Below are 24,281 nucleotides of genomic sequence, written 5' to 3'. Positions count from 1 at the left end.
TTATCGGCATTGTCAGGAGGGGCCATGGGGGCCCAGGGATATCTGCGCCGGCTCACCCGCCGCTTGACGGAGGCTCCGGAGCAACGCGACTCGGAGGAGTTGTCCGACGAGGTCGCACTTACCGGCGCGCAACGAGTCATCGATTGCGAGCGTGGCCAAGAGGTCACCATGGTCGGCACGCTGCGCAGCGTGGAATGTAACGGCAAGGCCTGTGCGGGCGGTGTCCGCGCCGAGCTGTTCGACGGCAGCGACACCGTCACTTTGGTCTGGTTGGGCCAGCGCCGGATACCCGGCATCGACTCGGGCCGCAAGCTGCGGGTGCGGGGCCGGCTGGGCAAGCTGGAGAACGGCACCAAGGCCATCTACAACCCGCACTACGAAATTCAGCGGTGACTCGACCCGCCGATCGGGGGTCAAGTCCGGGACCGCATGAGTCGGGCTCGCCCGAACCCGCGAGCGCCAGCCGCATCACACCGGAACGTCTGCTGGGGCAGGTGGGTGGCGTCAGCGGTGTCATCTATTCGTCGCTGCCCGTTGTGATCTTCGTCATTGCTTCGAGCGTGTCCGGCTTGCTCGTGGCGATCGGGTCCGCGCTGGCCGTCGCCGCGCTGGTGTTGGTATGGCGGTTGATCCGGCGCGAATCGCCGCAGCCGGCATTCTCGGGCTTCTTCGGCGTCGCCATCTGCGCGCTCATCGCCTACATCGTGGGGGAGTCCAAGGGTTACTTCCTGCTGGGCATCTGGATGTCATTGGCGTGGGCGGTGGTGTTCGCCGTGTCGGTCGTCATCCGACGGCCTCTGGTCGGCTACGCGTGGAGCTGGGCCAGCGGGCGTGGTCGCGGATGGCGCGACGTGCCCCGGGCCGTCTACGCGTTCGACATCGCCTCGGTCTGCTGGGTGCTGGTGTTCGCCGCCCGGTTCGTCGTCCAGGGCCTGCTTTATGACGCCGACCAGACCGGGTGGCTGGCGGTCGCGCGGATCGCGATGGGGTGGCCACTGACCCTTGCGGCCGCGCTGGCGACGTACGCGGCGATCAAAGCGGTGCAGCGTGCCCTGCCGGCGGTCGGTGACACCGGCGTCCAGGTCGACGCCGATCCCGTCCGGGACTAGCCCTCGAGCGGCGGGCCATCCGGCAGCAGGAGCTTGCGCAGGTCCTCTTCGACCTCCGCGACCGCGACGAAGAGCAGCTCGTCGCCGCCCTCCAGCGGCTCGTCCGCCTCGGGCACGATCACGCGCGGGCCGCGCAGGATCGTCACCAGCGAGGCGTCCCGGGGCAGTTGCAGGCGGCGCACCGGCTTGCCGCCCCAGGGCGTGTCGTCGGGCAGGGTGATCTCGACGAGGTTGGCCTGCCCCCGACGGAATTCCATGAGCCGCACCAGATCACCGACGGCGACGGCCTCTTCGATGAGCGACGCGAGCATGCGCGGCGTGGACACCGCGACATCCACGCCCCAGGCGTCGGTGAACAACCACTCGTTGCGGGGATCGTTGACCCGGGCCACGACCCGCGGCACCGCGAATTCGGTCTTCGCCAGCAAGCTGAGCACGACGTTGGCCTTGTCGTCGCCAGTCGCGGCCACCACGACGTCGAAGTCCTGTAGGTGCACCGATTCCAGCAGGCTCAGCTCGCAGGCATCGCCGAGCCGCCAGTGGGCGGCGGGGATGGCGTCGACGTCGACGTGATCGGGGTTGCGCTCGATGAGCGTCACGTCGTGGCCGTTGCCGATGAGTTCGCGACTGACGGAGCGGCCGACCGCGCCGGCGCCGGCGACAGCTACCTTCATGTTCGCCGCTCCTTAAACCCGGCTGCGCCGGCTTCTTCGTCGTCGGCGGTCTTCATGTTCGCCGTCTCCTTAACCGAGGTCTTCACTGGGTGGCATGGCCGCGATGGCGATGGCCTCGGCGGCGCGGCCGGAGATCGCGGCGACGTACACCTGATCGCCGGACTGGATGACCGTTTTCGGTTCCGGCAAGACGCCGGCACCGAACCGGATCAGGAACGCGACGCGGGCGCCGGTGGCCTGCTCGAGATCGGTGACCCGGTGCCCGATCCACTCCTCGTGCAGGACGACCTCGGCGACGGCCACGGTGCCGGTCGGGTCCCGCCATTTCGCGGTCTCGGTGTCGCGCAGCAGCGCGTTGAGCAGACGGTCGGTGGTCCAGGGCACGGTGGCGATGGTCGGGATGCCGAGGCGTTCGTAGACCTCGGCGCGCTTGGCGTCGTAGATCCGGGCGACAACGCGCTTGACGCCGAAGGTCTCCCGGGCCAGCCGCGCCGAGATGATGTTCGAGTTATCCCCGGATGACACGGCGGCGAACGCGTCGGCCTCCTCGATGCCGGCCCGCAGCAGTACGTCCCGGTCAAATCCCTGCCCCAACACCCGCTCCCCGGCGTACTCGGGGCTGAGCCGGTTGAAGGCGGTGCTGTCGCGGTCGATGACCGCGACGTCGTGGCCGATCCGCGATAACCCGTCGGCCACCGAGGAACCGACGCGGCCGCAGCCCATCACCACTACTCGCACTTTCCGATCCTCTCGGCTGCGTCCTGCGCCCCCCGATCGGCAACCCACGTCGGCCAGCCGATTTCGGGTCGGCAAACATTCTCGCCTACGAAGCTACCGCCAAACCCTTGTGGGCTTACTCTTGGCTCTCGTGTCCAAACTTTCAACCGCAGCGCGTCGGTTGCTAATTGGCCGGCCGTTTCGCAGCGACCGGCTGAGTCACACCCTGCTGCCCAAGCGGATCGCCTTGCCGGTGTTCGCCTCCGACGCGTTGTCGTCGGTGGCGTACGCACCCGAAGAGGTCTTCCTGATGCTCTCGGTGGCCGGCCTGTCCGCGTACGCGTTGACGCCCTGGATCGGGCTGGCCGTGGCCGCGGTGATGCTGGTCGTGGTGGCCAGCTACCGGCAGAACGTGCACGCCTACCCGTCGGGCGGTGGCGACTTCGAGGTGGTCACCACCAACCTCGGTGACACCGCCGGCCTGGTGGTCGCCAGCGCCCTGATGGTGGATTACGTTCTCACCGTTGCCGTTTCGACGGCGTCGGCGATGTCTAACATCGGCTCCGCCATCCCGCTGGTGGCCCAGCACAAGGTGTGGTTCTGCGTGGCGGCAATCCTGCTGGTGATGGCGTTGAACCTGCGCGGAATCCGGGAGTCCGGCGTGGCGTTCGCCATTCCGACCTATGCGTTCATCGTCGGCGTCTTCATCATGATCGGCTGGGGGCTGTTCCGGATCTTCGTGCTGGGCAACCCGCTGCGCGCGGAGTCGGCGGGCTTCCAGATGCACGCCGAGCACGGCCAGGTCGTCGGCTTCGCGCTGGCATTCCTGGTGGCGCGGTCCTTCTCCTCGGGCTGCGCGGCGCTGACCGGTGTGGAGGCCATCAGCAACGGCGTTCCGGCTTTCGAGAAGCCCAAGTCACGCAACGCGGCGACGACGCTGCTGATGCTGGGGGCGATCGCGGTGGCCCTGCTGATGGGCATCATCGTGTTGGCCCAGCAGATCCGCGTTCAGCTGGTCGAGGATCCCGCCACGCAACTGGCCGGCGCCCCGCCGGGCTACTACCAGAAGACCCTGGTCACCCAGCTGGCGGAAACGGTGTTCGGCAGCTTCCACATCGGCTTCCTGCTGATCGCCACGGTGACCGCGCTGATCCTGGTGCTGGCAGCCAACACCGCGTTCAACGGATTCCCGGTGCTCGGCTCGGTACTGGCGCAGCACAGTTACCTGCCGCGCCAGTTGCACACCCGCGGGGACCGGTTGGCGTTCTCCAACGGGATCCTGTTCCTGTCGGGGGCGGCGCTACTGGCGATCATCGCGTTCCGCGCCGAGGTCACCGCCCTGATCCAGCTGTACATCGTCGGGGTGTTCATTTCGTTCACCCTGAGCCAGATCGGCATGGTGCGGCACTGGACCCGATTGCTGCGCACCGAGACCGACCCGCGTGCGCGGCGCAAGATGATGCGCTCCCGGGTCGTCAATACAGTCGGATTGCTCTCCACCGGCGCGGTTTTGTTGGTCGTCCTGGTGACGAAGTTCGTCGCCGGCGCGTGGATCGCGCTTTTCGCCATGGGTTTGCTGTTCGGGATGATGAAGATGATCCACCGGCACTACGGCACCGTCACCCGGGAATTGGAGGAGCAGGCCGCCGCCCAGCACGACGTGGTGTTGCCCAGCCGCAATCACGCGCTGGTGCTGGTGTCCAAACTGCATCTGCCCACGCTGCGCGCGCTGGCCTACGCCCGGGCGACCCGCCCCGATGCGCTCGAGGCGCTCACCGTCAGCGTGGATGACGGGGAGACCCGCGAGCTGGTGCACCAGTGGGAGGAAAGCGACATCAGTGTGCCGCTGAAGGTCATCGCCTCGCCGTACCGTGAAATCACCCGCCCCATACTGGATTACGTCAAGCGGGTCAGCAAGGAATCGCCGCGCACCGTCGTCACCGTGTTCATCCCCGAGTACGTGGTGGGCCATTGGTGGGAGCAGGTGCTGCACAACCAAAGCGCGCTGCGGCTCAAGGGCCGGCTGTTGTTCATGCCCAACGTGATGGTGACTTCTGTTCCGTGGCAACTGACTTCGTCGGAGCGGCTGCAGACGCTGGAGCACCACGTGGCTCCGGGGGACACTCGTCGGGGAATCTTCGATTGACCCGCGAATCCCCCCGCGCACCCGCGGCGGTGCTGCCCCCGCACGAGGAGCTCACGTTGGTCACCGGCGCCCCGGCCAACGGCGGCAGCTGCGTGGCGCACCACAAGGGGCGCGTGGTGTTCGTCCGTTACGCGTTGCCGGGTGAGCGGGTGCGGGTGCGGGTCACCGCCGACCGTGGATCTTATTGGCACGCCGAGGTTGTCGAGGTGCTCGAGCCGTCGGCCGACCGCGTCGAGTCGCTGTGTCCCATCGCCGGGGTGGACGGTGCCGGGTGCTGTGACCTCGCGTTCGTCGCCCCGGAGGCGGCCCGCGCGATCAAGGCGCAAGTGGTGGTCAATCAGCTGGAGCGGCTGGGCGGACACCGCTGGAATGGCGAGGCGGAACCGCTGTCGGACTCCGGGCCGACGGGTTGGCGCACCCGGGTCCGGCTCGACGTGGGCGCCGACCGTCGCGCCGGGTTTCACCGGTATCACAGCGACGAGCTGGTGACCGGCCTGCGCTGCGCGCAGTTGCCGGCCGGCATGCTCGACGGAATCGCCGAATCCGACTGGCCGCCGGCCGCCCAGCTGCACGTCGTCGTGGACGACGACGGTGCGCGCCACGTGGTGCGCACGCTGCGGCAGGGCAGGAAGACCGCGACCAAGGTCGTCGAGGGCAGCTACGAGGCGGTGCAGCGCGTCGACGGCCGCAGCTGGCAGATCCCGGTGACGGCCTTCTGGCAGGCGCACCGCGGCGCGGCGACGGTGTACAGCCGCCTGGTCGCCGACTGGGCCCAGCCCGGCACCGGCGCGACCGCGTGGGACCTGTACGGCGGCGCCGGCGTTTTCGCCGCGGCGCTCGGCGCGGCGGTCGGGGAGTCCGGTCGGGTGCTGAGCGTCGACACCTCGCGCGCGGCCACGCGCGCCGCCCGGGCCGCGCTGGGCGACCTGCCGCAGGTGCACGTCGTCACCGACTCGGTGCGGCGGGTGCTCAACGCGCAACGATCCGGCGCCGATGTGGCGGTGCTGGATCCGCCGCGCGCGGGGGCCGGGCGCGAAATCGTCGATCTACTGGCCGCCGCCGGCGTCCCGCGGATAGTGCACATCGGTTGCGAGGCAGCATCTTTCGCCCGCGACATCGGGCTCTACCTCGGCCGCGGCTATGCCGTCGAGAAGATCAAGGTGTTCGACGCGTTCCCGCTGACTCATCACACCGAATGCGTCGCGCTGCTGACCGCTGGCAATTAGAAGAAGGGCGCCGCAGCCGATAGACTCCATCGCGGTGTGCCGGGAAGTCTGGTCGGCGATGTCCCTGTCGACCAACCGAAAGGCACGAGTGCCTACCGACAAAGCGCCGTCGCGTCTGCGGGTGCCGCGATCGTGAACGATGGTCTGCGGTTCGCGCTCATCATCTTGTTCTCCAGTGCGGTAGGTCTGGTCGCTGTCTTGGCGAACCGCCTGACAGAGCGGGTCAAGGTCCCCGTTCCACTGCTCGTGCTCGTCGGGACGGCAGCGGTGGTGCACTCCGTGCCCGCGGTGCAACCACCGTCCGAGCGGATCGTGCAACAGGTAATCACCATCGCCCTGGTGCTGGTGCTGTTCGACGGCGGAATGCATATCGGGCCTTCTCGTTTCCGCGCGGCGGTGGCCCCCATCCTGTCGGCCGGCGTCGTGGGCACCGCCCTCACCGCCGCCGGCGCAGCCTTGGTCCTGCACTACGCATGCGGAATCAGCTGGTTCCCCGCGGTGCTCGTCGCAACCGCCGTAGCCCCCACCGATCCGGCCGTGGTGTTTTCTGTCCTGGGCAAACGCGAGATCAGAGGCCGCAGCAGCACCATCTTGGAGGGCGAGTCAGGCGCCAACGATCCTGTGGGCATCTCGTTGATGTCCGGCCTGATCGCTGCCGGCGGCCTCAGCGCGGCCGGATTCGCCAGCGTCGGAACTCAATTCGCTCTGCAGATGGCGATCGGCCTGGCCGTCGGGGTGATCGGCGGCCGCGCCTTGCTCGTCTTCATGCGCCGCGTGGCGCTGCCGAGCGAAGGTCTCTATCCGCTACGAACGCTGGCATCCATCCTGATGCTGTACGGCATCGCCACGCTTGCACACGGATCGGGATTTCTGGCGGTGTTCGTCGCCGGCATCGTGATCGGCGACGCTCGCGCGCCCTACAAGCCGGAGATCAAGCGATTCCACGCCGCCTTGGCCGGTCTGGCCGAGATCGTCGCGTTTGCCATTTTGGGTTTGACCGTCGACCTCAACGTGCTTACCCATCCCGATGTCTGGATTCCCGGGCTCGTCCTCGGTGTGGCCCTAACATTGGTGATTCGCCCGTTAGCGGTGGGTTCCTGCCTGGTTCCAGTCCGACTGCAGCGAAACGAACGCGTCTTCATCCTGTTCGCCGGCCTCAAAGGGGCGGTGCCGATCCTGCTCGGCGAGTTGCTGCGCGCCGCGCACATTCCCAACGCCGAACGCCTCTACGGCATCGTCGTCGTCGTCGTGATCTTCTCGGTTCTGGTGCAAGGCAGCTCGGTGCCCGGCGTCGCAAGACTGCTGGAACTGCCCATGCGCACCGTGCAGACCCAGCCATGGGAGATAGGTGTGCGGCTCGCGGACGAACCGGAGGGGGTCCATCGCTTCAGCGTTGCCGCGGGCTCTGCCGCCGAGGGGTGCACGGTCGAGGGGCTCAGTGACCGTGTCGGCGACATCTGGGTGAGCATCGTGGTCCGCACCACCGGCCTGGTGCCGGTGCGGGGCGACACCGAACTTCAGACCGGTGACGAGGTCGTCGTGCTGGCGGATCCCGAGCTTCGCGACACCCTGGCCGAGCTTTTCGGGCCCTCGTAGTCCGGCCCTCGTAGTTCGGCCCTCGTAGTCCGGCGACATCAGGCTCCCTGCTGTTCCGGCGCTCGCTGCGTAGACTATCGGGATGCTGGAACAGATCCGCGGGCCCGCTGATCTGCAACACCTGTCCCAACAGCAGCTGCGCGAACTGGCCGCCGAGATCCGCCAGTTCCTGATCCACAAGGTCGCTGCGACCGGGGGACACCTCGGGCCCAACCTCGGCGTCGTCGAACTGACGCTGGCGCTGCACCGGGTGTTCGACTCGCCGCATGATCCGATCGTCTTCGACACCGGTCACCAGGCATACGTCCACAAGATGCTGACCGGGCGCTCGCAGGACTTCGAAAGCCTGCGCAAAAAGGGCGGGCTGTCGGGCTATCCCTCGCGCGCGGAGAGCGAACACGACTGGGTCGAGTCCAGCCACGCCAGCGCGGCGCTGTCGTACGCCGACGGCCTGGCCAAGGCGTTCGAGCTGACCGGCCACCGCAACCGGCACGTGGTCGCCGTGGTCGGCGACGGCGCGCTCACCGGCGGCATGTGCTGGGAGGCGCTGAACAACATCGCGGCGTCGAAGCGGCCGGTGATCATCGTGGTCAACGACAACGGCCGCAGTTATGCGCCGACGATCGGCGGCGTCGCCGACCATCTGGCCACCCTGCGGCTGCAGCCGGCCTACGAGCACGCCCTGGAGAGGGGCCGCGAGGCGGTGCGCTCGATGCCGTTCTTCGGCGAGCTCGCCTACCGGTTCATGCACAGCGTCAAGGCCGGCATCAAGGACTCCCTGTCACCGCAGCTGCTGTTCACCGACCTCGGGTTGAAGTACGTGGGACCGGTCGATGGCCACGACGAACGCGCGGTGGAGATGGCGCTGCGCCACGCGCGGGGCTTCGGCCGGCCGGTGATCGTGCACGTCGTCACCCGCAAGGGCATGGGTTTCGGCCCGGCGGAGGACGACGAAGCCGAGCAGATGCATTCCTGCGGCGTCATCGATCCGGTCACCGGGCAGGCCACCAAGGTCGCCGGTCCCGGTTGGACCGCCACCTTCTCCGACGCGCTGATCGGCTACGCCAGGAAGCGCCGCGACATCGTGGCCATCACCGCGGCGATGCCCGGTCCGACCGGCCTGAGCGCCTTCGGGCAACAGTTCCCGGATCGCTTGTTCGACGTCGGAATCGCCGAGCAGCACGCGCTGACGTCGGCCGCAGGGCTGGCGATGGGCGGCATGCACCCGGTGGTGGCCATCTATTCGACGTTCCTCAACCGGGCCTTCGACCAGATCATGATGGACGTGGCGCTGCACAAGCTGCCCGTCACCATGGTGCTCGACCGGGCCGGGATCACGGGTTCGGACGGCGCCAGCCACAACGGCATGTGGGACATGTCGATGCTGGGCATCGTTCCCGGCATGCGGGTGGCCGCGCCCCGGGACGCCACCCGGTTGCGCGAGGAACTCGGCGAGGCGCTCGACGTCAACGACGGGCCGACGGCGCTTCGGTTCCCCAAAGGCGATGTGGGAGAAGACATTCCGGCCCTCGAGCGGCGCGCGGGTGTCGACGTGCTCGCCGTCCCGGCCGCCGGGCTGAACCACGACGTGCTGCTGGTGGGTGTCGGCGCGTTCGTCCCGATGGCGCTCGAGGTCGCCAAGCGGCTACACAACCAGGGGATCGGCGTTACGGTGATCGACCCGCGTTGGGTGCTGCCGGTGTCCGAGGGCGTGATCGAGCTCGCCGGGCAGCACAAGCTGGTCGTCACGTGCGAGGACAACGGCGTCAACGGCGGCGTGGGGTCGGCGGTATCGGCGGCCCTGCGGCGCGCGGAGATCGACGTGCCGTGCCGCGACGTCGGCCTGCCGCAGCGGTTCTACGAGCACGCCTCGCGGGGTGAGCTGCTGGCCGACCTGGGGCTTACGGATCAGGACGTGGCCCGCCGCATCACCGGATGGGTGGCCGCGCTGGGTAACGCCGTCACCGAAGCGGAGATCCGCGAGCACCTCGACTAGCGGCGATCGGGAGCGCGGCGGAGCCGGGCGAACCGGGTCGCCGCTATCGGGACTAGTCGCTTTCGGCCTCCGGCTCGTCGGGCGGTTGCAGCGCCCGGGCCAGAGCGGGATCCACCAATTCGCGCTGCCAGCGCCGGGCCTGCCCGGCCCGCAGAAACGTCTCGACGGCCTCGAAAGGGTCGGGGGCGGGCTCCCAGTCCCAGCACAGCCGTCGCACCAGGTCGGGCGAGACCAGGTTCTCGGTGGGGACGTGCACCTGCTCGGACACCTCCGACAACGCCGCCCGCGCCGCCTCCAGCCGTGCGGCCGCCTCCGGTTTGCGCCTGCTCCACCGCGCCGCCGGCGGGGGCCCGTTTGGCGGTTCGGCATCGACGGGCGGGTTCTTGGTTTGCCGGGCCGACTCCAGCGCCCCCAACCACGTGGCGGCGCTGCGACGTTGATTGCGCCCACCGAACACCGGCAAGGCGGTGAGGTCCTCGATGGTCTTCGGGTCGGCGATGGCGGCCTCGATGATGGCCGAGTCCGGCAGGATGCGTCGCGGTGCGATGTCGCGGCGCTCGGCGATGCGGTCGCGCGTCAGCCACAGCTCGCGGACGGCGGCCAGGGCGCGCTGGTCGCGCACCCGATGGATTCCCGACGTCCGCCGCCACCGGTCCCGCCGTGTGGCCGCGCTGGGCTCCCTGGCACCTGCCACCCGTAGGAAATCGAATTCCTCTGCGGCCCAACCGGTTTTGCCTTGATCGGCCAGCACATCGGCGATCGCGGCGCGCAGCTCGATGAGCAGTTCCACATCCAGCGCCGCGTAATTGAGCCATTCGGCGGGCAGCGGGCGTTTGGACCAATCGGCCGCCCCGTGCCCCTTGGCCAACCCGGAACCGAGCAGCCGCTCCACCATGGTCGCCAGGTTCACCCGTTCGAAGCCGGCCAGCCGCCCGGCGAGCTCGGTGTCGTACAGCGCGGGGGGCCGCAAGCCGACCTCCGCGAGGCAGGGCAGGTCCTGGTCGGCTGAATGCAGGATCCATTCGTCTTCGCTGAGCACCTCGGCGACGGGCCGCAGGGCCTCGAGCGGCTCGGCGCCGTGACTGACGGGGTCGATGAGCACGGTGCCTGCGCCGGCCCGCCGGATCTGAATCAGGTAGGCCCGGTTGGAGTACCGGAAACCCGAGGCCCGCTCGGCGTCCACCGCAAACGGTCCGCGACCACGGTCGAGCAGCTCCGCCGCCTCCTGGATCTGGCGGACGGTCACCGAGAGGTCCGGGATCCCTTCGGCCGGGTGCAGCAGGGGCGTGGGCGCGGATTCGGTGTCGTCGGGCGCCGTGCTGCCGGCCCCATGGGCCGCCGGTTCGCACATGTCAGGCGCGTGACCGCGAGCTCAGATCGGTTACGCCGGTCGGCGGGAGACCCGCCGCGTGTTCCAGTACCTCGCAGAAGGCCTCGACATGGACGCCGACTTGCGGCGTGGTCGCCGTCCACGACGCCCGCAGCTCCAACTGGTGGGCGCGCGGGGGTCCCGAAATGTCGCCGTAGCGCACCGAGGTGGTGGCGGTGACCGTGCCGCCGAGGGCGGTGACCTGCTCCATCCGCGACTCGAGCGCGTCGACCAGCCAACTCCACGCCACCTCCGGGAGCAGGGGGTCGACGGCCTCGCTGGGGTCCAGGTCGGCCTGGATGTAGGCGACCAGGCGGATGGTGCCGTCCCACGCGTCGGCGCCTTCCGGGTCGTACAGCAGGATCAGGCGACCGAAGGCGTCGCCGTCGGATCGCTCGGGGACGATTTCGCGGTCGGGATGCTTGACCTCGGCCCCCAGCGCGTAGCTGTAGGGCGCCAGTCGTTGCGGCGGGCGGATGGGGCCCAGCTCGATTTCCGGGCGGACGGTGACGCCGTTCATCGCCGCTACCGCCTCGCGGAATGGCTCCGGTTCAGCTGAGGTCACTTGGCGCCGCTCCTGTTCATCCCGGCCACTCTGCGTCGTCGCGGCCCGGGTCATCTGTGCCGCTCCTCCACATCGCTGCCGTCCCCCGCAAGCGGGAGGTGCCCCCACTGCGTCGTCGCGGCGCGGGTCACAGGGTCCGACGGTAGCGCTATCGGGCGACACGCGGAACCAGGCGCGCCGACCGCTACCAACCCGTTACCCGACCTCAACGGCCGGTATCTCCCCTGCTCAGGAGCCATTTCCGCCGGTAAATCGGGCCGGCCGCTTCTCGCGGTGCGCCGCGAGCCCTTCCTGCACGTCGGGGCCGCTGAAGCTGAGGAATTCCAGGCCGAGCGAGGTCTCGAAGGTGGGCGCGAACATGCGGTACCAGGAGTTGAGGCTGTGCTTGGTCCAGCGGATGGCGTCCTGTGCGCCGCGGGCCAGATCCTCGGCGATCCGCGTCGCCGTGGACAGCACGTCATCGTCGTCGACGCAGGTGGACACCAGCCCGATGCGCTCGGCTTCCTCACCGAGCAGCGTCTCGCAGGTGAGCAGGTAGTACTTGGCCTTGGCCATGCCGACCAGCAGCGGCCAGCAGATCGCTGCGTGGTCGCCCGCGGCCACGCCCAGCTTGGTGTGCCCGTCGATGAGTTTCGCGGTGCGGCCCGCCACCGAGACGTCGGCGAGCAGGGCCACCACCAGGCCCGCCCCGACGGCCGGGCCGCGGATGGCCGAGACGACCGGCTTGTCGAAGTTGACCATGTTGAGCACCAGGTCGCGCGCTTCCCGCATGATGCGCATCCGGCCCTCGTAGTCGCCGATGGTTTCGGCGATCAGGTCGAAGCTGCCGCCGGAGGAGAAGGCCTTGCCCTCGCCGCGGACCAGCACGACGCGCACGTCGGGGTCGCGGGCGATCGCCGGCCAGATGTCGGCCAGGTCCCGGTGCATCTGCGGCCCGACCGAATTGAGGCCGGGGGCGTCGAGAACCAGCGTCAGGATGCCTTCGAGACCGGTTGCGTCGCCGACCTCGCAGCGCAGGCTGGGGAACTCGTCGTAATTCACGGGCGGGTGGCTGACTGGCACGGTCGTCGATATTACGCAGCAGCGCCCTCGTGGCAGCATTGAGGACAATGAGTACTCGCCGCGACCTCCCCGAGTCGCCGTATCTGGCCGCCGTCACCGGTGGCAAACCCGGCCGGATCCCGGTGTGGTTCATGCGGCAGGCGGGTCGTTCGCTGCCCGAATACCGGGCGCTGCGGGCCCAGACCGACATGTTGTCGGCCTGCTTCGACGCCGAGCTGGTCTGCGAGATCACCCTGCAGCCGGTGCGCCGGCACGACGTCGACGCGGCGATATTGTTCTCCGACATCGTGGTGCCGCTGCTCGGCGCGGGCGTCGACCTGGACATCGTCGCGGGTGTGGGGCCGGTGATCGCGTCACCGGTGCGCACCGCGGCTGACGTCGATGCGATGAAACCCCTTGACCGCCAACGGATTCAGCCGGTGTCCGACGCTGTCACGCTGCTGGTGGCCGCGCTCGGCAGCGTCCCGCTGATCGGGTTCGCCGGCGCGCCGTTCACCCTGGCGTCTTATCTGATCGAGGGCGGCCCCAGCCGTCACCACGCCCGCACCAAGGCGATGATGCTGGCCGAACCGGATTGCTGGCATGCGCTGATGGAAAAGCTGACCGACATCACCGTGGGCTTCCTGCGGGCGCAGCTGGAGGCCGGGGTGGACGCCATTCAGGTGTTCGACTCGTGGGCGGGCGCGCTGTCGCTCGCCGACTACCGCACCTACGTGCAACCGCACAGCGCCCGGGTTTTCGGCGCGCTGGCCGACTATGGCGTGCCGATGACGCACTTCGGGGTCGGCACCGCCGAACTGCTGGGGGCCATGTCAACGGTAGGCACGACGGTGGTGGGCGTGGACTGGCGGACCTCGCTCACCGACGCGGCCACCCGGGTGGCACCGGGTAACGCGCTGCAGGGCAACCTCGATCCGGTGGTGTTGCTAGCGGGCTGGCCGGCCGTCGAACGGGCTGCCCGGGCCGTGGTCGACGATGGGCGCCGCGCCGTCGACGCGGGAGTGACCGGTCACGTGTTCAACCTCGGCCACGGCGTGCTGCCTGAGACCGACCCCGGTGTGCTGACCGATCTGGTGTCACTGGTCCACTCCCTATGAGTTCGTATTGCGTTGTCGGGGGCGGTATTTCGGGTCTGACGGCGGCATACCGGCTGCGCACGGCGGTGGGTGACGACGCGGCCATCACCCTGTTCGATCCCGGGGACCGGGTGGGCGGGATCTTGCGCACCGAGCAGGTCGGCGGGCAGACCATGGACCTGGGTGCCGAGGCGTTCATCCTGCGCCGGCCCGAGATGCCCGCGCTGCTGGCCGAGCTGGGCCTGTCGGGGCGCCAGCTGGTGTCCACCGGCGCCCGGCCGTTGATCTACAGCCAGCAGACGCTGCACCCGTTGCCCACCGGCACGGTGGTCGGGATTCCGTCGTCGGCCGCCTCCGTGGCGGGGTTGGTCGACGAAGCGACCGTCGCGCGCATCGAAGCCGAACCCGGGCGTCCTTTCAGCTGGCGACCCGGCAGCGATCCCGCGACCGCCGAACTGGTGGGCGAGCGGTTCGGCGATCAGGTCGTGGCGCGGTCGGTGGATCCGCTGCTGAGCGGGGTGTACGCCGGTTCGGCGGCCACCATCGGGCTGCGCGCGGCGGCCCCCGGCGTCGCGGCCGCCTTGGACCGCGGGGCCACCAGCCTGACGGACGCGGTCCGGCAGGCGCTGCCGCCGGTGAACGGCGCACCCGTGTTCGGGGCGCTGGACGGCGGGTACCAGGTGCTGCTCGACGCGCTCGTCGAGCGCGGCCGGCCGCACCGGGTCCGGGCCGCGGTGCAACGGCTCGAACCGGCCGGCCCCGGGTGGTCGGTGCTGGATGACACCGGCGCCCGATGGCACGCCGACGCGGTGATCCTGGCCGTCCCGGCCCCGCGGGTGGCGCGCCTGCTCGCCGATGTCGCCCCCACGAGCGCCGCTGCCGCGGGCCGGATCACCAGCGCGTCGTCGGTGGTGGTGGCGCTGGCGGTGCCGGGCGACACGCCGTTCCCGCGGTGTTCCGGCGTGCTGGTCGCCACCGGCGAGCCGTTGCGGAGCAAGGCGATTACGCTTTCGTCGCGCAAATGGGGCGCCCGCGGGGACACCCAGCTGCTTCGGCTGTCGGTCGGGCGCTGCGGCGACGACGTGGCTGTCAGCATCTCGGACGACGAACTGCTGGGCTGGGCGTTGAGCGACCTGGTCGACGTGTTCGACCTGGCCGTGGACCCCGTCGATGCCCGCGTGCAGCGCTGGATCGAGGCCATGCCGCAGTACGGACCCGGCCACGCCGAACTGGCGGCCGAGATCCGCGCGGGTCTGCCCCCGACGCTCGCCGTGGCCGGCAGCTACCTCGACGGCATCGGCGTGCCGGCATGCATCGGGGCGGCCGGCCGCGCGATCGAGGCCCTCGACGTGGAAGTGGCACGATAGGTTCCATGGCCAAGCTCGACTACGACACCCTCAACGCGACGATCCGCTACCTGATGTTCTCGGTCTTCTCCGTGCGGCCGGGCGAGCTCGGAGAAGAGCGCGATGCCGTCATCGATGACGCGTCGCGGTTTTTCAAGCAGCAGGAGGAGCGCGGGGTCGTGGTGCGCGGCCTCTACGACGTGGCGGGTCTGCGGGCCGACGCCGACTTCATGATCTGGACCCACGCCGAAACCATCGAGGCGCTGCAGGCCACCTATGCCGACTTCCGGCGCACCACCGCGCTGGGACGGGCCTGCTCGCCGGTGTGGAGCAGCGTGGCGCTGCACCGGCCGGCCGAGTTCAACAAGAGCCACGTCCCCGCATTCTTGGCCGGTGAGGAGCCCGGCAACTACATCTGCGTGTATCCGTTCGTGCGGTCCTACGAGTGGTACCTACTGCCCGACGAGGAGCGGCGCCGCATGCTCGCCGAACACGGCATGGCCGCCCGCGAGTACAAGGACGTTCGCGCCAACACGGTGCCGGCGTTCGCGCTCGGTGACTACGAATGGATCCTGGCCTTCGAGGCCCCCGAACTGCACCGCATCGTCGACTTGATGCGCGAGCTGCGCGCCACCGACGCCCGCCGGCACACCCGCGAGGAGACGCCGTTCTTCACCGGCCCGCGCGTGCCGGTCGAGCAGTTGGTGAACGCGCTGCCGTGACAACCGCACCGTTCGACCCCACCGACCCGGCCCGTTTCGAGGAGATGTACCGCGACGAGCGGACGTCGCACGGACTGCCGGCCGCCACGCCGTGGGACATCGGCGGCCCGCAGCCGGTGGTTCAGCGACTGGTCGCCCTGGGCGCGATCAAAGGTGAGGTGCTCGACCCGGGCACCGGCCCGGGCCACCACGCGATCTACTACGCGTCAAAGGGGTATGCGGCCACCGGCATCGACGGGTCGGCAGCCGCGCTGGCGCGGGCCCGCGAAAACGCCCGCAGGGCAGGGGTTTCGGTCAACTTCGAGCTGGCCGACGCCACCAAGCTCGAAGGCATGGAAGGCCGGTTCGACACCGTCGTCGACTGCGCCTTCTACCACACCTTCAGCACCGATCCCGAGCTGCAGAGGTCCTACGTGCAGGCCCTGCACCGGGCCACCAAGCCCGGTGCGCGGCTGTACATGTTCGAGTTCGGCGAGCACAACGTCAACGGATTCAAGATGCTGCGGACGTTGTCCGATAAGGCTTTTCGCGACGTGCTTCCCCTCGGCGGCTGGGAGATCACCTACCTCGGCCCGACGACCTACCTGGTCAACATGAGCGTCGAGCAGATCGAGATGATGGCCGCGCGCAATCCCGACATGGCCGATCAGGTCCATGAATTGCTGGAACAGTTCCGCTTGATGGAACCCTGGCTGGTGAACGGCCGGGTGCACGCCCCATTCTGGGAAGTGCACGCCACCCGGGTGGACTAGCCCCACCCGCCTTATCGCAACTGGTCAAGTGTCGCGAAACGCAGGAGTAGCTACTCGCCCTTAGGCACCAGGCGCAGCGAGATGGAGTTGATGCAGTAGCGCTGATCGGTCGGGGTGGGGTAGCCCTCGCCGGCGAAGACGTGGCCCAGGTGGCTGTGGCAGTTCGCGCACAGCACCTCGGTGCGCGTCGTGCCCATCGAGTGGTCGGGCCGCAGGATCACCGCATCGGAGTTCGTGGGGTCGAAGAACGACGGCCAGCCGCAATGCGACTCGAACTTCTCTGTGCTGCGGAACAATTCGGCCCCGCAGGCGCGGCACTGGTAGACACCTTCGGTCTTGGTGTCGGTGTACTCACCGGTGAAGGGCCGCTCGGTGCCCGCCTGGCGCAACACGTGAAACTCTTCGGGCGTGAGCTTCTGGCGCCACTCGGCATCGGTCAGCTGGAGCTTGGGATTCATGCATCCACGCTAGCGCGCCGACGCCCGGTCGTCAGCCAGGCCGGATCGATGCCCTCGTCCAGCCGGTTCTCGGCCTTCGCGTCCAGATACCGGAACAGCAGCACCGTAAACACCACGATGAGCAACAGCGACCAGCCGTAGGTGATCTTCAGATAGTGCAAGGCGCGGCCGTACCTCATCCACCGGTAGATCAGCCAGTCGTCCAGCGCCAAGAAGCCGTAGATCCCGAGCCACGCCGGCCAGTTGCGGATCAGCGAGTTGGGCAACACCACGGTCATCAGGAACGGGAACAGCATCATCGAGTAGTAGCCCTGGGCCAGCGACAGGACCAGCCACGACCACAGCAACAGCACGCCCGACGAGCTGGTGAACCAGAACAGTGGGTCGCGGGTGCGGTAGTAGCGATAGAGCAGCCACATCGCGCCGATCGCAATGACGGTGAACAGCAGCCGCAGGAACACGATCAGCCACGTGGGCAGGCCGAAGTAGACGCCGTTGCCCTCGATCGAGCTGTTGAAGTAGTCACGCGTGCCAAGGATGTACGGCACCGTCTTGGTGACGAAGTCCATCGGATCGCTGACCAGAGGCCACGCCGCCAGGTTGACCACGACGGGTACGACGATCGCGGGAACCAGCGCCCGCCACTGGCGGTTCAGCAGCGGCAACAACAGCAGCGGCCCGAGCAACGGTTTGAGCGTCAGCGTCAGCCCGATCGCGACGCCGGCCCACCACTGACGGCTGACGCGGCCGTCGAGCAGCCAGCGCAGGAACAGCATCTCCGCCAGCAGCACGCAGCCGTTGATGTTGGTGAATACCAGAGTGCTGGTGACGCTTTCGGTGCAGAACATGGCCAGCAGCAAGGCGGGCGCGGCCACCGACGACAGGGCGAATTTGAACATCCGCAGCAGGAGGTACCAGGCCAGCAGGATCGCGACGGTGTTGATCAAAACGAACAGATACCGCGACGGCGTGAAGGACAGGTACCCGAACGGCGCCATCAGCAGCGTGCCGCCGGGCGGGTACAGGTAGTGCGGGTCGACGTAGTCGAAGTGCTCGTTGTAGATGTCCCAGCCGCGCCGGAAGTTCAGCACCGCCCGGTAGACCGGCTTGAAGTCGTCGGTGATGTTGCCGTTGAGGGTGAGGATGATGCTGCGGTGCAGCACCGACATAATCGCCAGGGGCCACAACGCGGACCGCACGATGGTCGCCGCGCTCGGGGGGCCGCTGCGTGAACGAAAGGCGGCCAGGATCCAATCGCGAGAGCCGGCTCGGCTCGATTCAGCTGCCGTCACCAGCGCACCGTACACCGGCAGCTGGCCGGAAAATCAGGCGGGACAGTACGTGTCGGTGCCGGGCAATTTGCCGCTGTTGACGTAGCCGATCAGCGGGGGGACGGCGCAGCTCGAGTAGATGCTGGCGCCGTGTCCGATGCCCTGCCACATCACCCGCTTGCTGGCCGCGTTGGCGTTGATGACGGTGGCCGCCGTCGCCGCGACCCCTTCGGTGCCGACGATCGGGTCGTTCTGTACACCCAGCAACAGGACGTCGACCTTCAACGATTTCGGCGGTGCCGGTGGCGAGCCGGTGGGCCAGTGCACGCATTTGACCATGTTGAGCGCCGCGACGGTGCCGAACTGGGGGTACAGCTTGGCCCACGCCACGACCAGTTCGCGCACGCGGTCCGGGGTGGGGCGGTTGACGGCGTCGCTGCAGGTGTTGACGAACTGGCCGTCGGAGTCCTCGGTGGCGTCGGCGTGGTTGATCAGGTTGGTCAGCTGATTGGTGTCGCCGGATCGGGCGGACGCCAGAGCGTTGGCCAGGCCGGTGGTGGCGTTGACGCGGCCGCCCGAGGGAAAGCCCAGCGCGACGGTGATGGCGCTCGCCAGCTGGGCCACCGACGCCCCGGCGGGTCCCTTGCCGGCGCGGGCGTCGGCCAGCAACCCGCTGACGGCGCCCTTGGGGTCGGGGCCCAGCGCGCAGTTCACCGCGAGGCACTGGGCGGCGAACGCATCGAGCGCGGCCTGCTGGCCCTTGGCCTGTTGCTCGGCGGCGGCTTCGGCGCTGGCGCCCAACGCAACTGGCGAGTCGAGTATCAGCCGGGCGACCTTGTCGGGGCGCGCCGCGGCATAGGCCAGCGCCACCTGCGCGCCGTTGCCGATCCCGACCAGCGCGACCGCCGGCACGTCCCACAGCGACCGCAGTCGCTCGATGTCCGAGGCGGCGTGGGCGTTGTCGTAGGCGGACGCGCCGGGCGCGATGGCGTCGGTGCAGTTGGTGGTGGCGTTGTTCGCGACGTCCGACAGGTTGGCGACGGGGTCGTCCCCGGTCTGGAACTGCGCCTGATCGCGCATGATCTGCCGGTCGGAGGTGTCCCGGCAGTCGATCGGGTTCGACATGCCCATGCCGCGACGGTCGACGGCGACGATCGGGTGGGTCTGCAGCACGTCGGCGCCGCCCCGGGACAGCCAGACCGGCAACTGCGCCGAAGACGGCAGGTCCGAGCCGGTGGTGAAGACCAGCGGGCCCGCGTCGCGCGGCGTCTGGTTCGAGCGGGCGCGGACCACGCCCACGCTCACGGTGCCGGTTCCGCCGCCGTTCGGGTCCAGGTCGGCGTCGTAGTTCGCGCAATCCAGCTGGACCCCGGCCGCGGGCGGCACCGCGGCGTCACCGAACACCCGCGACGTGCAGTCGTGCCACGGCAGGTCGTTCTTGGGGGCGGCGAGCGGCGGCGGGCCGCTGGGGGGCGGCTTGGCGGTGGCCGCACCCTGGGGTTTGGCGCCGGAATTGGTGGCGAAGCGCGGGTCGGCGGCCAGGCCCGGGACGCAGCCGGCCACCACGGTGGTCGCCGCAATCAAGATCGTGGCGAACGTGATCTGCCGACTCATGTCGACCACAGTAGCTAGCGGCGATCGCAAGCGCGGCGAAGCCGGGCGCAGCCGGGTCGCCGTAAAGCTAGGCCTTGACGTAGCGGGTGTACAGGTAACCGGCGTCGTCGGTCAAAACGTGGGCACAGCGCATCCGGGTGAGCAGCTGGCTGGGGCCCGTCGCGATGCGCCGGGCCAGCCCGCCGACGATGTAGGGCGCGATGGTCAGGCAGAGCTCGTCGAGCATGTCGCGCTGGATCAACGAATCGAGCAGCATCGGCCCGCCCTCGGTCAGGACGCGGCGCATGCCGCGAGCGCCGAGGGTGGCCAGCATGACGTCCTCGTCGACCTCGCCGGGGTCGCTGCCGGAGCAGTCGATCACTTCGCACAGGTCGGCGAGCAGGCGGCGCGCCGGGGCGGCGGCCGCCGCACAGGTGAGGATCAGCGGCGGCACCTCGGTCCTGGTGAACACCGCCATGTCGCGGTCCAGCCGACCCGACTTGGTGACGATCGCCAGCGGCGGTACCTCGCTTTGCCCGCGGGCCTGCCGCTGCTGGCGTTGGGCGACGCTCAGCTGCGCACCGGAATAGCCCTCGACCCGCACGGTCCCCGCGCCGACCAGGATGACGTCGGCGAGCTCACGCAGCAGGTTGAAGACGAATCGGTCGCCGGGACCTCCCATCGTTCCGCTGCTGCCGCCGGAGGTGGCCCCGCCGTCCACGCTGGTGATGAAATTGGCCCGCACCCATGTCCCGTCGTGTTCGGGGTAGCCGTAGAGCCGGGGGAGTTCACCGTCGTCGACTTCGCGTATCGATCCGAGCAGCGACAGCGGCGTCTCGGGAAGGGACATGAGGTCGATTGCAGCACGTCGTTACAGTTCTGGCATGCACGGGTCCCCGTCCACGCGAGTCGCGCACCTGGTGGATCGGCATCCGACCGTCTCACCGGAGCGGTTGATCGCTCAATTGAGGCCGCCCCCAACATTCGCCGACGTGAGCTTCGCGACGTACCAGCCCGATCCAGCCGAGCCGACGCAGGCCGCCGCCGTCGTGGCATGCCGCGACTTCTGCCGACAGGCCGTGGAACGGCGCGCGGGCCGGCGAAAACTGTTGGGCCGACGGGCGGTTCTGCCCGGTGTCGGGCTATACCTGGACGGCGGCTTCGGCGTGGGCAAGACCCACCTGCTCGCGTCGGCCTACTACGAGCTGCCCGGCGAGGGGCCGGAGTCGTCAAATCCCAAGGCGTTCGCAACCTTTGGGGAGCTGACACAGTTGGCCGGGGTGTTCGGGTTCGCCGAATGCGTCGACCTGCTGGCCCACTACACGGCCGTGTGCATCGATGAGTTCGAGCTCGACGACCCCGGCAACACCACACTGATATCCCGGCTGCTCTCGTCACTGGTCGAGCGGGGGGTGTCGGTGGCAGCCACCTCCAATACGCTGCCCGAGCAGCTCGGCGAGGGCCGATTTGCCGCCCAGGACTTTCTGCGGGAAATCAACACGCTGGCAAGCATTTTCACCACCGTGCGGATCGAGGGTCCCGACTATCGGCACCGTGGCCTGCCGCCGGCGCCGCAGCCGCTGTCGGACGAAGAGGTGGCCGAGCGCGCCGCACGGGTCGACGGCGCGACGCTCGATGATTTCGACGCGTTGTGCGCGCACCTGGCCACTATGCACCCGTCTCGGTATCTGACCCTCATCGAGGGAGTGACCGCCGTGTTTCTGACTGGCGTGCACGGCATCGATGACCAGAACGTCGCGCTGCGGCTGGTGGCGCTGACCGACCGGCTCTATGACGCCGGTATCCCGGTGGTGGCCTCCGGCGCGAAGCTGGACACCATCTTCAGCGAGGAGATGCTGGCCGGCGGGTACCGAAAGAAGTATCTGCGGGCCATGTCTCGGCTCCTGGCGCTGACGGCCGGGGTCAACGAAGCACGCGGGTCATGACGAAGTCGTTCTCGCGTCCGGTGCCGACCTGAAAAGTCCGGGTGCCACTAACCGTGAATCCGCTCTTGGTGTAGAACCGCTGTGCGCGTTGGTTTGCCTGATTGACGCCCAGCCACACGCGCCGCACGTCCCATTCGCGGGCCGTGGCCAGCGCGAGGTCCATCAGCCCGGTGGCGACCCCGGTGCCGTGGTGCTCGGGTGCAACGTAGATCTTGGACAGCTCGGCGGCGTCGCCGTCGCGAATCAGCATGGCATAACCGATGATTCGGTTGTCATCCGCCGCGGTCAGGACGGCGCGTTGCGGATCGGCCAGGTATTCGGCGAAGCGATCGGGCGACAGGTTGGCCTCGACGAACGCTGCGATGTTCGCCGGCGCCATCGAGGCGGGGCAGGCCAACGGGAATGTGCGAGCGGCGATATCGGCAAGCTGCTGAACGTCAACCGAGTTCGTTGTTGCGATGCGTGTCAGAGGTTCCACTGCGCGAGGTGGTAGCCCGTCTTCTTGTCCAGCAGCACCACGGTGGAAACGGGATCACGGTAGGCGTCCCAATACACTTCGCCGCGCACGATCGCGCCGTTCGGCGCGTTGGTGAGCACGTTGTCCAGGGCGTCGGGCGCATCGGTGGCTCGTGGCTTGTAGGCGTCGGCGAACGGGGTCACGCCGTCGAAGCTGAAGTTGGTCGCCATGATGAACGGGTTGGGTACCCGGACCGCGTGGACGACCACGTCGGCCCGCTCAACCGAGCTGCCTGGAAAGCCGCGGAAGGTACCTTCGCGCGTGTAGCCGAATCCGGGGGGTGGGTCACAGGGCGACACGCCGGTGACGGTGACGTCGGCGACGTAGGTGCCGGTGTCCACCCGCAGCGTGTCCCCGATGTGGCCGATCGGTGCGTCACCGGCCCACGCGCGGGGAGCGGGAAGCCCGGCGACGGCGGTGGCGCTCGCCGCGGCGACGAGGAACGCGGACAGGACGACCAGCCAGCGGTGCATCTTCGCCTCCTAGCACCCTTGGAAGGGGACCATCGAATGATCGCACACGCGGTGAGGCGGCCGGGAGGGGTCAGACCACACCCGATCAGCCGTCCGCGTGGTCGGTCTTGCCGCCGGCGAGCGATTCCAGCGCCTTGATCAAATCGGCCTCCACACGGGCCTTGTCGACACCGCATCGGCGCAGCGGTCCCTCGTCGGAGGAGGCTTCCTCCAACTCGAGCAGGGCCAGCAGCAGATGCTCGGTCCCAATGTAGTTGTGGCCCAAACGAAGTGCTTCCCGGAAGGTCAGCTCGAGGGCTTTGCGCGCCGGGCCGCTGAACGGGATGAGGTCGGGAGTCCCGCTGCTGGGCGGGGGCAGCTCGACCGCGGCGCGCAGTGCTTCGGTGTCGACCTTTTGCAGGTGCAGCAACACGGTGGCCAGGGCGGCCGGATCGTCGAGGAGACCGAGGAGCAGGTGCTCGGGGGTGATCTCGTTGTTGGCCGCCTCGTGCGCGGCGTTCTGGGCGGCCACCACGGCGCCGCGCGCCCGCGGGGTGAAGCGGCCGAAGCCCTGTTCGGGGTCCAGAGTGGCCGGCTCGGCGCGCGGCACGAACCGCTTCTGAGCGGCCTGTTTGGTGACGCCCATGCTCTTGCCGATGTCGGTCCACGACGCCCCGGATCGGCGGGCCTGATCGACGAAGTGCCCGATGAGGTGGTCGGCGACCTCGCCCAGGTGCTCGGCGGCCAGCACGGCGTCGGCCAGTTGATCCAGCGCGTCGGCGTGCACCGATTTGATGGCGTCGATCAGCTCGTCGAGGCGGACGGGATAGGCGATGCGGGTCGGGTCCGGCATGCCGTCAACGATAGGTTGACGACCCTGGAGCTGTCAACCAGTGGTTGACGATTGTTAAAAATTGTTTCGCCAGCGGCGAACCGCCCGCGCGTCTGGGACGATTTCGAATTTATGAAGCTTGTTCTGACGATTTCCAGTGTTGCGGCCGTGATTGGCTTGGCCGTTCCCGCGCACGCCGATGACACCGACGACGCGTTCCTCGCGTCGCTGAATTCGGCCGGCTTCACCTATAACGATCCGGCGCAGGTTATCCAGGCCGCCCACTACGTGTGCTCGGCGGCCGGCGGCGGCACGGCGATGGCGGATATCGCGAAGGCGATGACATCGAAGGCGGCCGCACTGACCGAGGAGAAGGCGGAGAAATTCACCGCGATCGCGGCGAGCGCCTACTGTCCGGACGCGATCTCGTCGACCACCACGACGACCGCGACCGCCAGCTCCTGAGCGACCGATCCGCGCCACGAGATGCGGACCGTCGCCAGCTCTGGAACGATCTGTGAGCCGTGAGGCTACTTCTGACTCTGCTCGGCCTTGCGGCCGCGATCGGCCTGGCCGGCCCCGCGCGCGCCGACAGCAACGACGACGCCTTCCTCGCCACGGTGCACGCGGCCGGCCTGACCTATTCGGATTCCGAACAGGCGATAACCTCCGGAAGGTCGGTGTGCAAGTTGGTGAGCGAAGGCTCGAATCTGGCCGACGTCGTCCGGATGATCCAGATGCTCAATCGGGGGCTTCAGGGGGACGACGCCACCCGGTTCGCCGCTATCGCCGCCAACTCCTATTGCCCCCAAGCGCTCTCGGCGCCCACCGCCGCCTCCTAGGGGTGGGCCCGGTG

25 protein-coding genes and 1 pseudogene are annotated in these 24,281 nt (G+C 68.8%); 13 read left to right on the top strand and 13 right to left on the bottom strand.

The annotated features are described in order from the left end of the window. The first annotated feature begins 24 nt into the window (after window positions 1-24). Together A5750_RS09600 and A5750_RS09595 are read left to right on the top strand one after the other, a co-directional pair. Window positions 25-393: an OB-fold nucleic acid binding domain-containing protein gene (locus A5750_RS09600; RefSeq protein ID WP_066950294.1), complete on the top strand. Its 369-nt coding sequence runs from the start codon at window positions 25-27 to the stop codon at window positions 391-393. Window positions 394-467: 74 nt separating this feature from the next. Beyond that, window positions 468-1,109, top strand: coding sequence for a DUF3159 domain-containing protein (locus A5750_RS09595; RefSeq protein WP_067262463.1), 642 nt, complete (start codon window positions 468-470; stop codon window positions 1,107-1,109). Here the strand turns inward: A5750_RS09595 and A5750_RS09590 are convergent. Together A5750_RS09590 and A5750_RS09585 are read right to left on the bottom strand one after the other, a co-directional pair. Continuing rightward, entirely contained in the window at window positions 1,106-1,783 is a 678-nt protein-coding gene (locus A5750_RS09590) for a TrkA family potassium uptake protein (RefSeq protein ID WP_066950292.1), read from the bottom strand. The two genes, A5750_RS09595 and A5750_RS09590, sit on opposite strands and share 4 nt — an antisense overlap. Before the next feature lie 69 nt (window positions 1,784-1,852). Then, window positions 1,853-2,521 carry a TrkA family potassium uptake protein gene (locus tag A5750_RS09585; protein ID WP_197505394.1) on the bottom strand — a complete coding sequence of 223 codons (669 nt, stop codon included), beginning with the start codon at window positions 2,519-2,521 and terminating at the stop codon, window positions 1,853-1,855. Window positions 2,522-2,651: 130 nt separating this feature from the next. On the opposite strand from A5750_RS09585, the gene A5750_RS09580 reads away from it, so the two are divergent. The 4 genes from A5750_RS09580 to dxs all read left to right on the top strand — a co-directional run bounded on the left by A5750_RS09580 (window position 2,652) and on the right by dxs (window position 9,464). Beyond that, window positions 2,652-4,646 carry an APC family permease gene (locus A5750_RS09580; protein ID WP_067262309.1) on the top strand — a complete coding sequence of 665 codons (1,995 nt, stop codon included), beginning with the start codon at window positions 2,652-2,654 and terminating at the stop codon, window positions 4,644-4,646. A gap of 29 nt (window positions 4,647-4,675) precedes the next feature. Beyond that, window positions 4,676-5,872, top strand: coding sequence for a class I SAM-dependent RNA methyltransferase (locus A5750_RS09575; protein ID WP_067262305.1), 1,197 nt, complete (start codon window positions 4,676-4,678; stop codon window positions 5,870-5,872). Between the two features lie 132 nt (window positions 5,873-6,004). Then, complete coding sequence (locus A5750_RS09570; RefSeq protein ID WP_082959079.1) at window positions 6,005-7,468, top strand: potassium/proton antiporter; 1,464 nt, start codon at window positions 6,005-6,007, stop codon at window positions 7,466-7,468. An 82-nt stretch (window positions 7,469-7,550) separates the two neighbouring features. After that, window positions 7,551-9,464: a 1-deoxy-D-xylulose-5-phosphate synthase gene (gene dxs, locus A5750_RS09565; RefSeq protein ID WP_066950280.1), complete on the top strand. Its 1,914-nt coding sequence runs from the start codon at window positions 7,551-7,553 to the stop codon at window positions 9,462-9,464. Between the two features lie 52 nt (window positions 9,465-9,516). Here dxs and A5750_RS09560 read toward each other — a convergent pair whose 3' ends face one another. The 4 genes and pseudogenes from A5750_RS09560 to A5750_RS09550 all read right to left on the bottom strand — a co-directional run bounded on the left by A5750_RS09560 (window position 9,517) and on the right by A5750_RS09550 (window position 12,499). Further along, entirely contained in the window at window positions 9,517-10,815 is a 1,299-nt protein-coding gene (locus A5750_RS09560; RefSeq protein WP_066950277.1) for a ribonuclease D, read from the bottom strand. A 1-nt stretch (window position 10,816) separates the two neighbouring features. Continuing rightward, entirely contained in the window at window positions 10,817-11,452 is a 636-nt protein-coding gene (locus A5750_RS09555) for a DUF3000 domain-containing protein (RefSeq protein WP_066950274.1), read from the bottom strand. Continuing rightward, window positions 11,449-11,527, bottom strand: a pseudogene (locus tag A5750_RS26580) (hypothetical protein); the annotation flags it as partial. The pseudogene A5750_RS26580 and the gene A5750_RS09555, both read right to left, overlap by 4 nt. A 99-nt stretch (window positions 11,528-11,626) precedes the next feature. Next, window positions 11,627-12,499 (bottom strand): enoyl-CoA hydratase/isomerase family protein, encoded by an 873-nt coding sequence (locus tag A5750_RS09550; protein ID WP_156659338.1) that lies wholly within the window; start codon window positions 12,497-12,499, stop codon window positions 11,627-11,629. An 8-nt stretch (window positions 12,500-12,507) separates the two neighbouring features. Between A5750_RS09550 and hemE the strand changes: the two genes are divergently transcribed. Genes hemE through A5750_RS09530 form a run of 4 tightly spaced genes read left to right on the top strand, consistent with a single transcriptional unit; the run spans window position 12,508 to window position 16,356 of the window. Further along, window positions 12,508-13,557 (top strand): uroporphyrinogen decarboxylase, encoded by a 1,050-nt coding sequence (gene hemE, locus A5750_RS09545; RefSeq protein ID WP_066950268.1) that lies wholly within the window; start codon window positions 12,508-12,510, stop codon window positions 13,555-13,557. Then, window positions 13,554-14,903, top strand: a complete 1,350-nt coding sequence (locus A5750_RS09540; RefSeq protein ID WP_066950265.1) for a protoporphyrinogen oxidase — start codon at window positions 13,554-13,556, stop codon at window positions 14,901-14,903. Before hemE ends, A5750_RS09540 begins: the two co-directional genes overlap by 4 nt. 5 nt (window positions 14,904-14,908) lie before the next feature. Continuing rightward, complete coding sequence (gene hemQ, locus A5750_RS09535) at window positions 14,909-15,604, top strand: hydrogen peroxide-dependent heme synthase (protein WP_066950264.1); 696 nt, start codon at window positions 14,909-14,911, stop codon at window positions 15,602-15,604. Between the two features lie 44 nt (window positions 15,605-15,648). Next, window positions 15,649-16,356, top strand: coding sequence for a class I SAM-dependent methyltransferase (locus tag A5750_RS09530; protein ID WP_067262456.1), 708 nt, complete (start codon window positions 15,649-15,651; stop codon window positions 16,354-16,356). Between the two features lie 50 nt (window positions 16,357-16,406). Here the strand turns inward: A5750_RS09530 and msrB are convergent, their stop codons facing one another. From msrB to A5750_RS09510, 4 genes are all read right to left on the bottom strand, one after another. Further along, window positions 16,407-16,814, bottom strand: coding sequence for a peptide-methionine (R)-S-oxide reductase MsrB (gene msrB, locus A5750_RS09525; RefSeq protein WP_066950260.1), 408 nt, complete (start codon window positions 16,812-16,814; stop codon window positions 16,407-16,409). After that, a complete protein-coding gene (gene aftC / locus A5750_RS09520; RefSeq protein WP_066950257.1) occupies window positions 16,811-18,121 on the bottom strand; it encodes an arabinofuranan 3-O-arabinosyltransferase in 1,311 nt (436 codons plus the stop codon). Before aftC ends, msrB begins: the two co-directional genes overlap by 4 nt. A gap of 18 nt (window positions 18,122-18,139) precedes the next feature. Then, window positions 18,140-19,699 carry an alpha/beta hydrolase gene (locus A5750_RS09515; RefSeq protein WP_066950254.1) on the bottom strand — a complete coding sequence of 520 codons (1,560 nt, stop codon included), beginning with the start codon at window positions 19,697-19,699 and terminating at the stop codon, window positions 18,140-18,142. Between the two features lie 67 nt (window positions 19,700-19,766). Then, the gene (locus tag A5750_RS09510) at window positions 19,767-20,528 is read right to left on the bottom strand and encodes a pyrimidine reductase family protein (RefSeq protein WP_066950251.1); all 762 of its coding nucleotides are present in this window, start codon (window positions 20,526-20,528) and stop codon (window positions 19,767-19,769) included. On the opposite strand from A5750_RS09510, the gene zapE reads away from it, so the two are divergent. Continuing rightward, complete coding sequence (gene zapE, locus A5750_RS09505) at window positions 20,527-21,624, top strand: cell division protein ZapE (RefSeq protein WP_156659336.1); 1,098 nt, start codon at window positions 20,527-20,529, stop codon at window positions 21,622-21,624. The two genes, A5750_RS09510 and zapE, sit on opposite strands and share 2 nt — an antisense overlap. Here the strand turns inward: zapE and A5750_RS09500 are convergent. The 3 genes from A5750_RS09500 to A5750_RS09490 form a co-directional block, all read right to left on the bottom strand. After that, complete coding sequence (locus A5750_RS09500; protein ID WP_067262299.1) at window positions 21,602-22,102, bottom strand: N-acetyltransferase; 501 nt, start codon at window positions 22,100-22,102, stop codon at window positions 21,602-21,604. The genes zapE and A5750_RS09500 overlap by 23 nt on opposite strands. Beyond that, complete coding sequence (locus A5750_RS09495) at window positions 22,090-22,614, bottom strand: hypothetical protein (RefSeq protein WP_067262295.1); 525 nt, start codon at window positions 22,612-22,614, stop codon at window positions 22,090-22,092. Before A5750_RS09495 ends, A5750_RS09500 begins: the two co-directional genes overlap by 13 nt. Window positions 22,615-22,699: 85 nt before the next feature. Further along, window positions 22,700-23,446 carry a Clp protease N-terminal domain-containing protein gene (locus A5750_RS09490; RefSeq protein WP_067262291.1) on the bottom strand — a complete coding sequence of 249 codons (747 nt, stop codon included), beginning with the start codon at window positions 23,444-23,446 and terminating at the stop codon, window positions 22,700-22,702. 51 nt (window positions 23,447-23,497) lie between these two features. Between A5750_RS09490 and A5750_RS09485 the strand changes: the two genes are divergently transcribed. After that, the gene (locus A5750_RS09485; RefSeq protein ID WP_231989161.1) at window positions 23,498-23,890 is read left to right on the top strand and encodes a DUF732 domain-containing protein; all 393 of its coding nucleotides are present in this window, start codon (window positions 23,498-23,500) and stop codon (window positions 23,888-23,890) included. A gap of 59 nt (window positions 23,891-23,949) precedes the next feature. Beyond that, window positions 23,950-24,267 (top strand): DUF732 domain-containing protein, encoded by a 318-nt coding sequence (locus A5750_RS09480; RefSeq protein WP_066950234.1) that lies wholly within the window; start codon window positions 23,950-23,952, stop codon window positions 24,265-24,267. Window positions 24,268-24,281 lie beyond the last annotated feature (14 nt).

The sequence above is a fragment of the Mycobacterium sp. 852002-51613_SCH5001154 genome (assembly GCF_001667425.1).
In the GTDB taxonomy this organism is placed as follows: domain Bacteria; phylum Actinomycetota; class Actinomycetes; order Mycobacteriales; family Mycobacteriaceae; genus Mycobacterium.
Note: the sequence above shows the minus strand (reverse complement) of the source record. Positions and strands in the feature narration are given on the sequence as shown.

Coding starts and splice junctions, on each gene's coding strand:
- A5750_RS09600 (WP_066950294.1), top strand. CDS start 25: ATGGGGGCCCAGGGATATCTGCGCCGGCTCACCCGCCGCTTGACGGAG.
- A5750_RS09590 (WP_066950292.1), bottom strand. CDS start 1,783: ATGAAGGTAGCTGTCGCCGGCGCCGGCGCGGTCGGCCGCTCCGTCAGT.
- dxs (WP_066950280.1), top strand. CDS start 7,551: ATGCTGGAACAGATCCGCGGGCCCGCTGATCTGCAACACCTGTCCCAA.
- A5750_RS09560 (WP_066950277.1), bottom strand. CDS start 10,815: ATGTGCGAACCGGCGGCCCATGGGGCCGGCAGCACGGCGCCCGACGAC.
- A5750_RS09555 (WP_066950274.1), bottom strand. CDS start 11,452: ATGACCCGGGCCGCGACGACGCAGAGTGGCCGGGATGAACAGGAGCGG.
- A5750_RS09550 (WP_156659338.1), bottom strand. CDS start 12,499: ATGCTGCCACGAGGGCGCTGCTGCGTAATATCGACGACCGTGCCAGTC.
- hemE (WP_066950268.1), top strand. CDS start 12,508: ATGAGTACTCGCCGCGACCTCCCCGAGTCGCCGTATCTGGCCGCCGTC.
- A5750_RS09540 (WP_066950265.1), top strand. CDS start 13,554: ATGAGTTCGTATTGCGTTGTCGGGGGCGGTATTTCGGGTCTGACGGCG.
- hemQ (WP_066950264.1), top strand. CDS start 14,909: ATGGCCAAGCTCGACTACGACACCCTCAACGCGACGATCCGCTACCTG.
- A5750_RS09530 (WP_067262456.1), top strand. CDS start 15,649: ATGTACCGCGACGAGCGGACGTCGCACGGACTGCCGGCCGCCACGCCG.
- msrB (WP_066950260.1), bottom strand. CDS start 16,814: ATGAATCCCAAGCTCCAGCTGACCGATGCCGAGTGGCGCCAGAAGCTC.
- A5750_RS09515 (WP_066950254.1), bottom strand. CDS start 19,699: ATGAGTCGGCAGATCACGTTCGCCACGATCTTGATTGCGGCGACCACC.
- zapE (WP_156659336.1), top strand. CDS start 20,527: ATGAGGTCGATTGCAGCACGTCGTTACAGTTCTGGCATGCACGGGTCC.
- A5750_RS09510 (WP_066950251.1), bottom strand. CDS start 20,528: ATGTCCCTTCCCGAGACGCCGCTGTCGCTGCTCGGATCGATACGCGAA.
- A5750_RS09495 (WP_067262295.1), bottom strand. CDS start 22,614: ATGCACCGCTGGCTGGTCGTCCTGTCCGCGTTCCTCGTCGCCGCGGCG.
- A5750_RS09490 (WP_067262291.1), bottom strand. CDS start 23,446: ATGCCGGACCCGACCCGCATCGCCTATCCCGTCCGCCTCGACGAGCTG.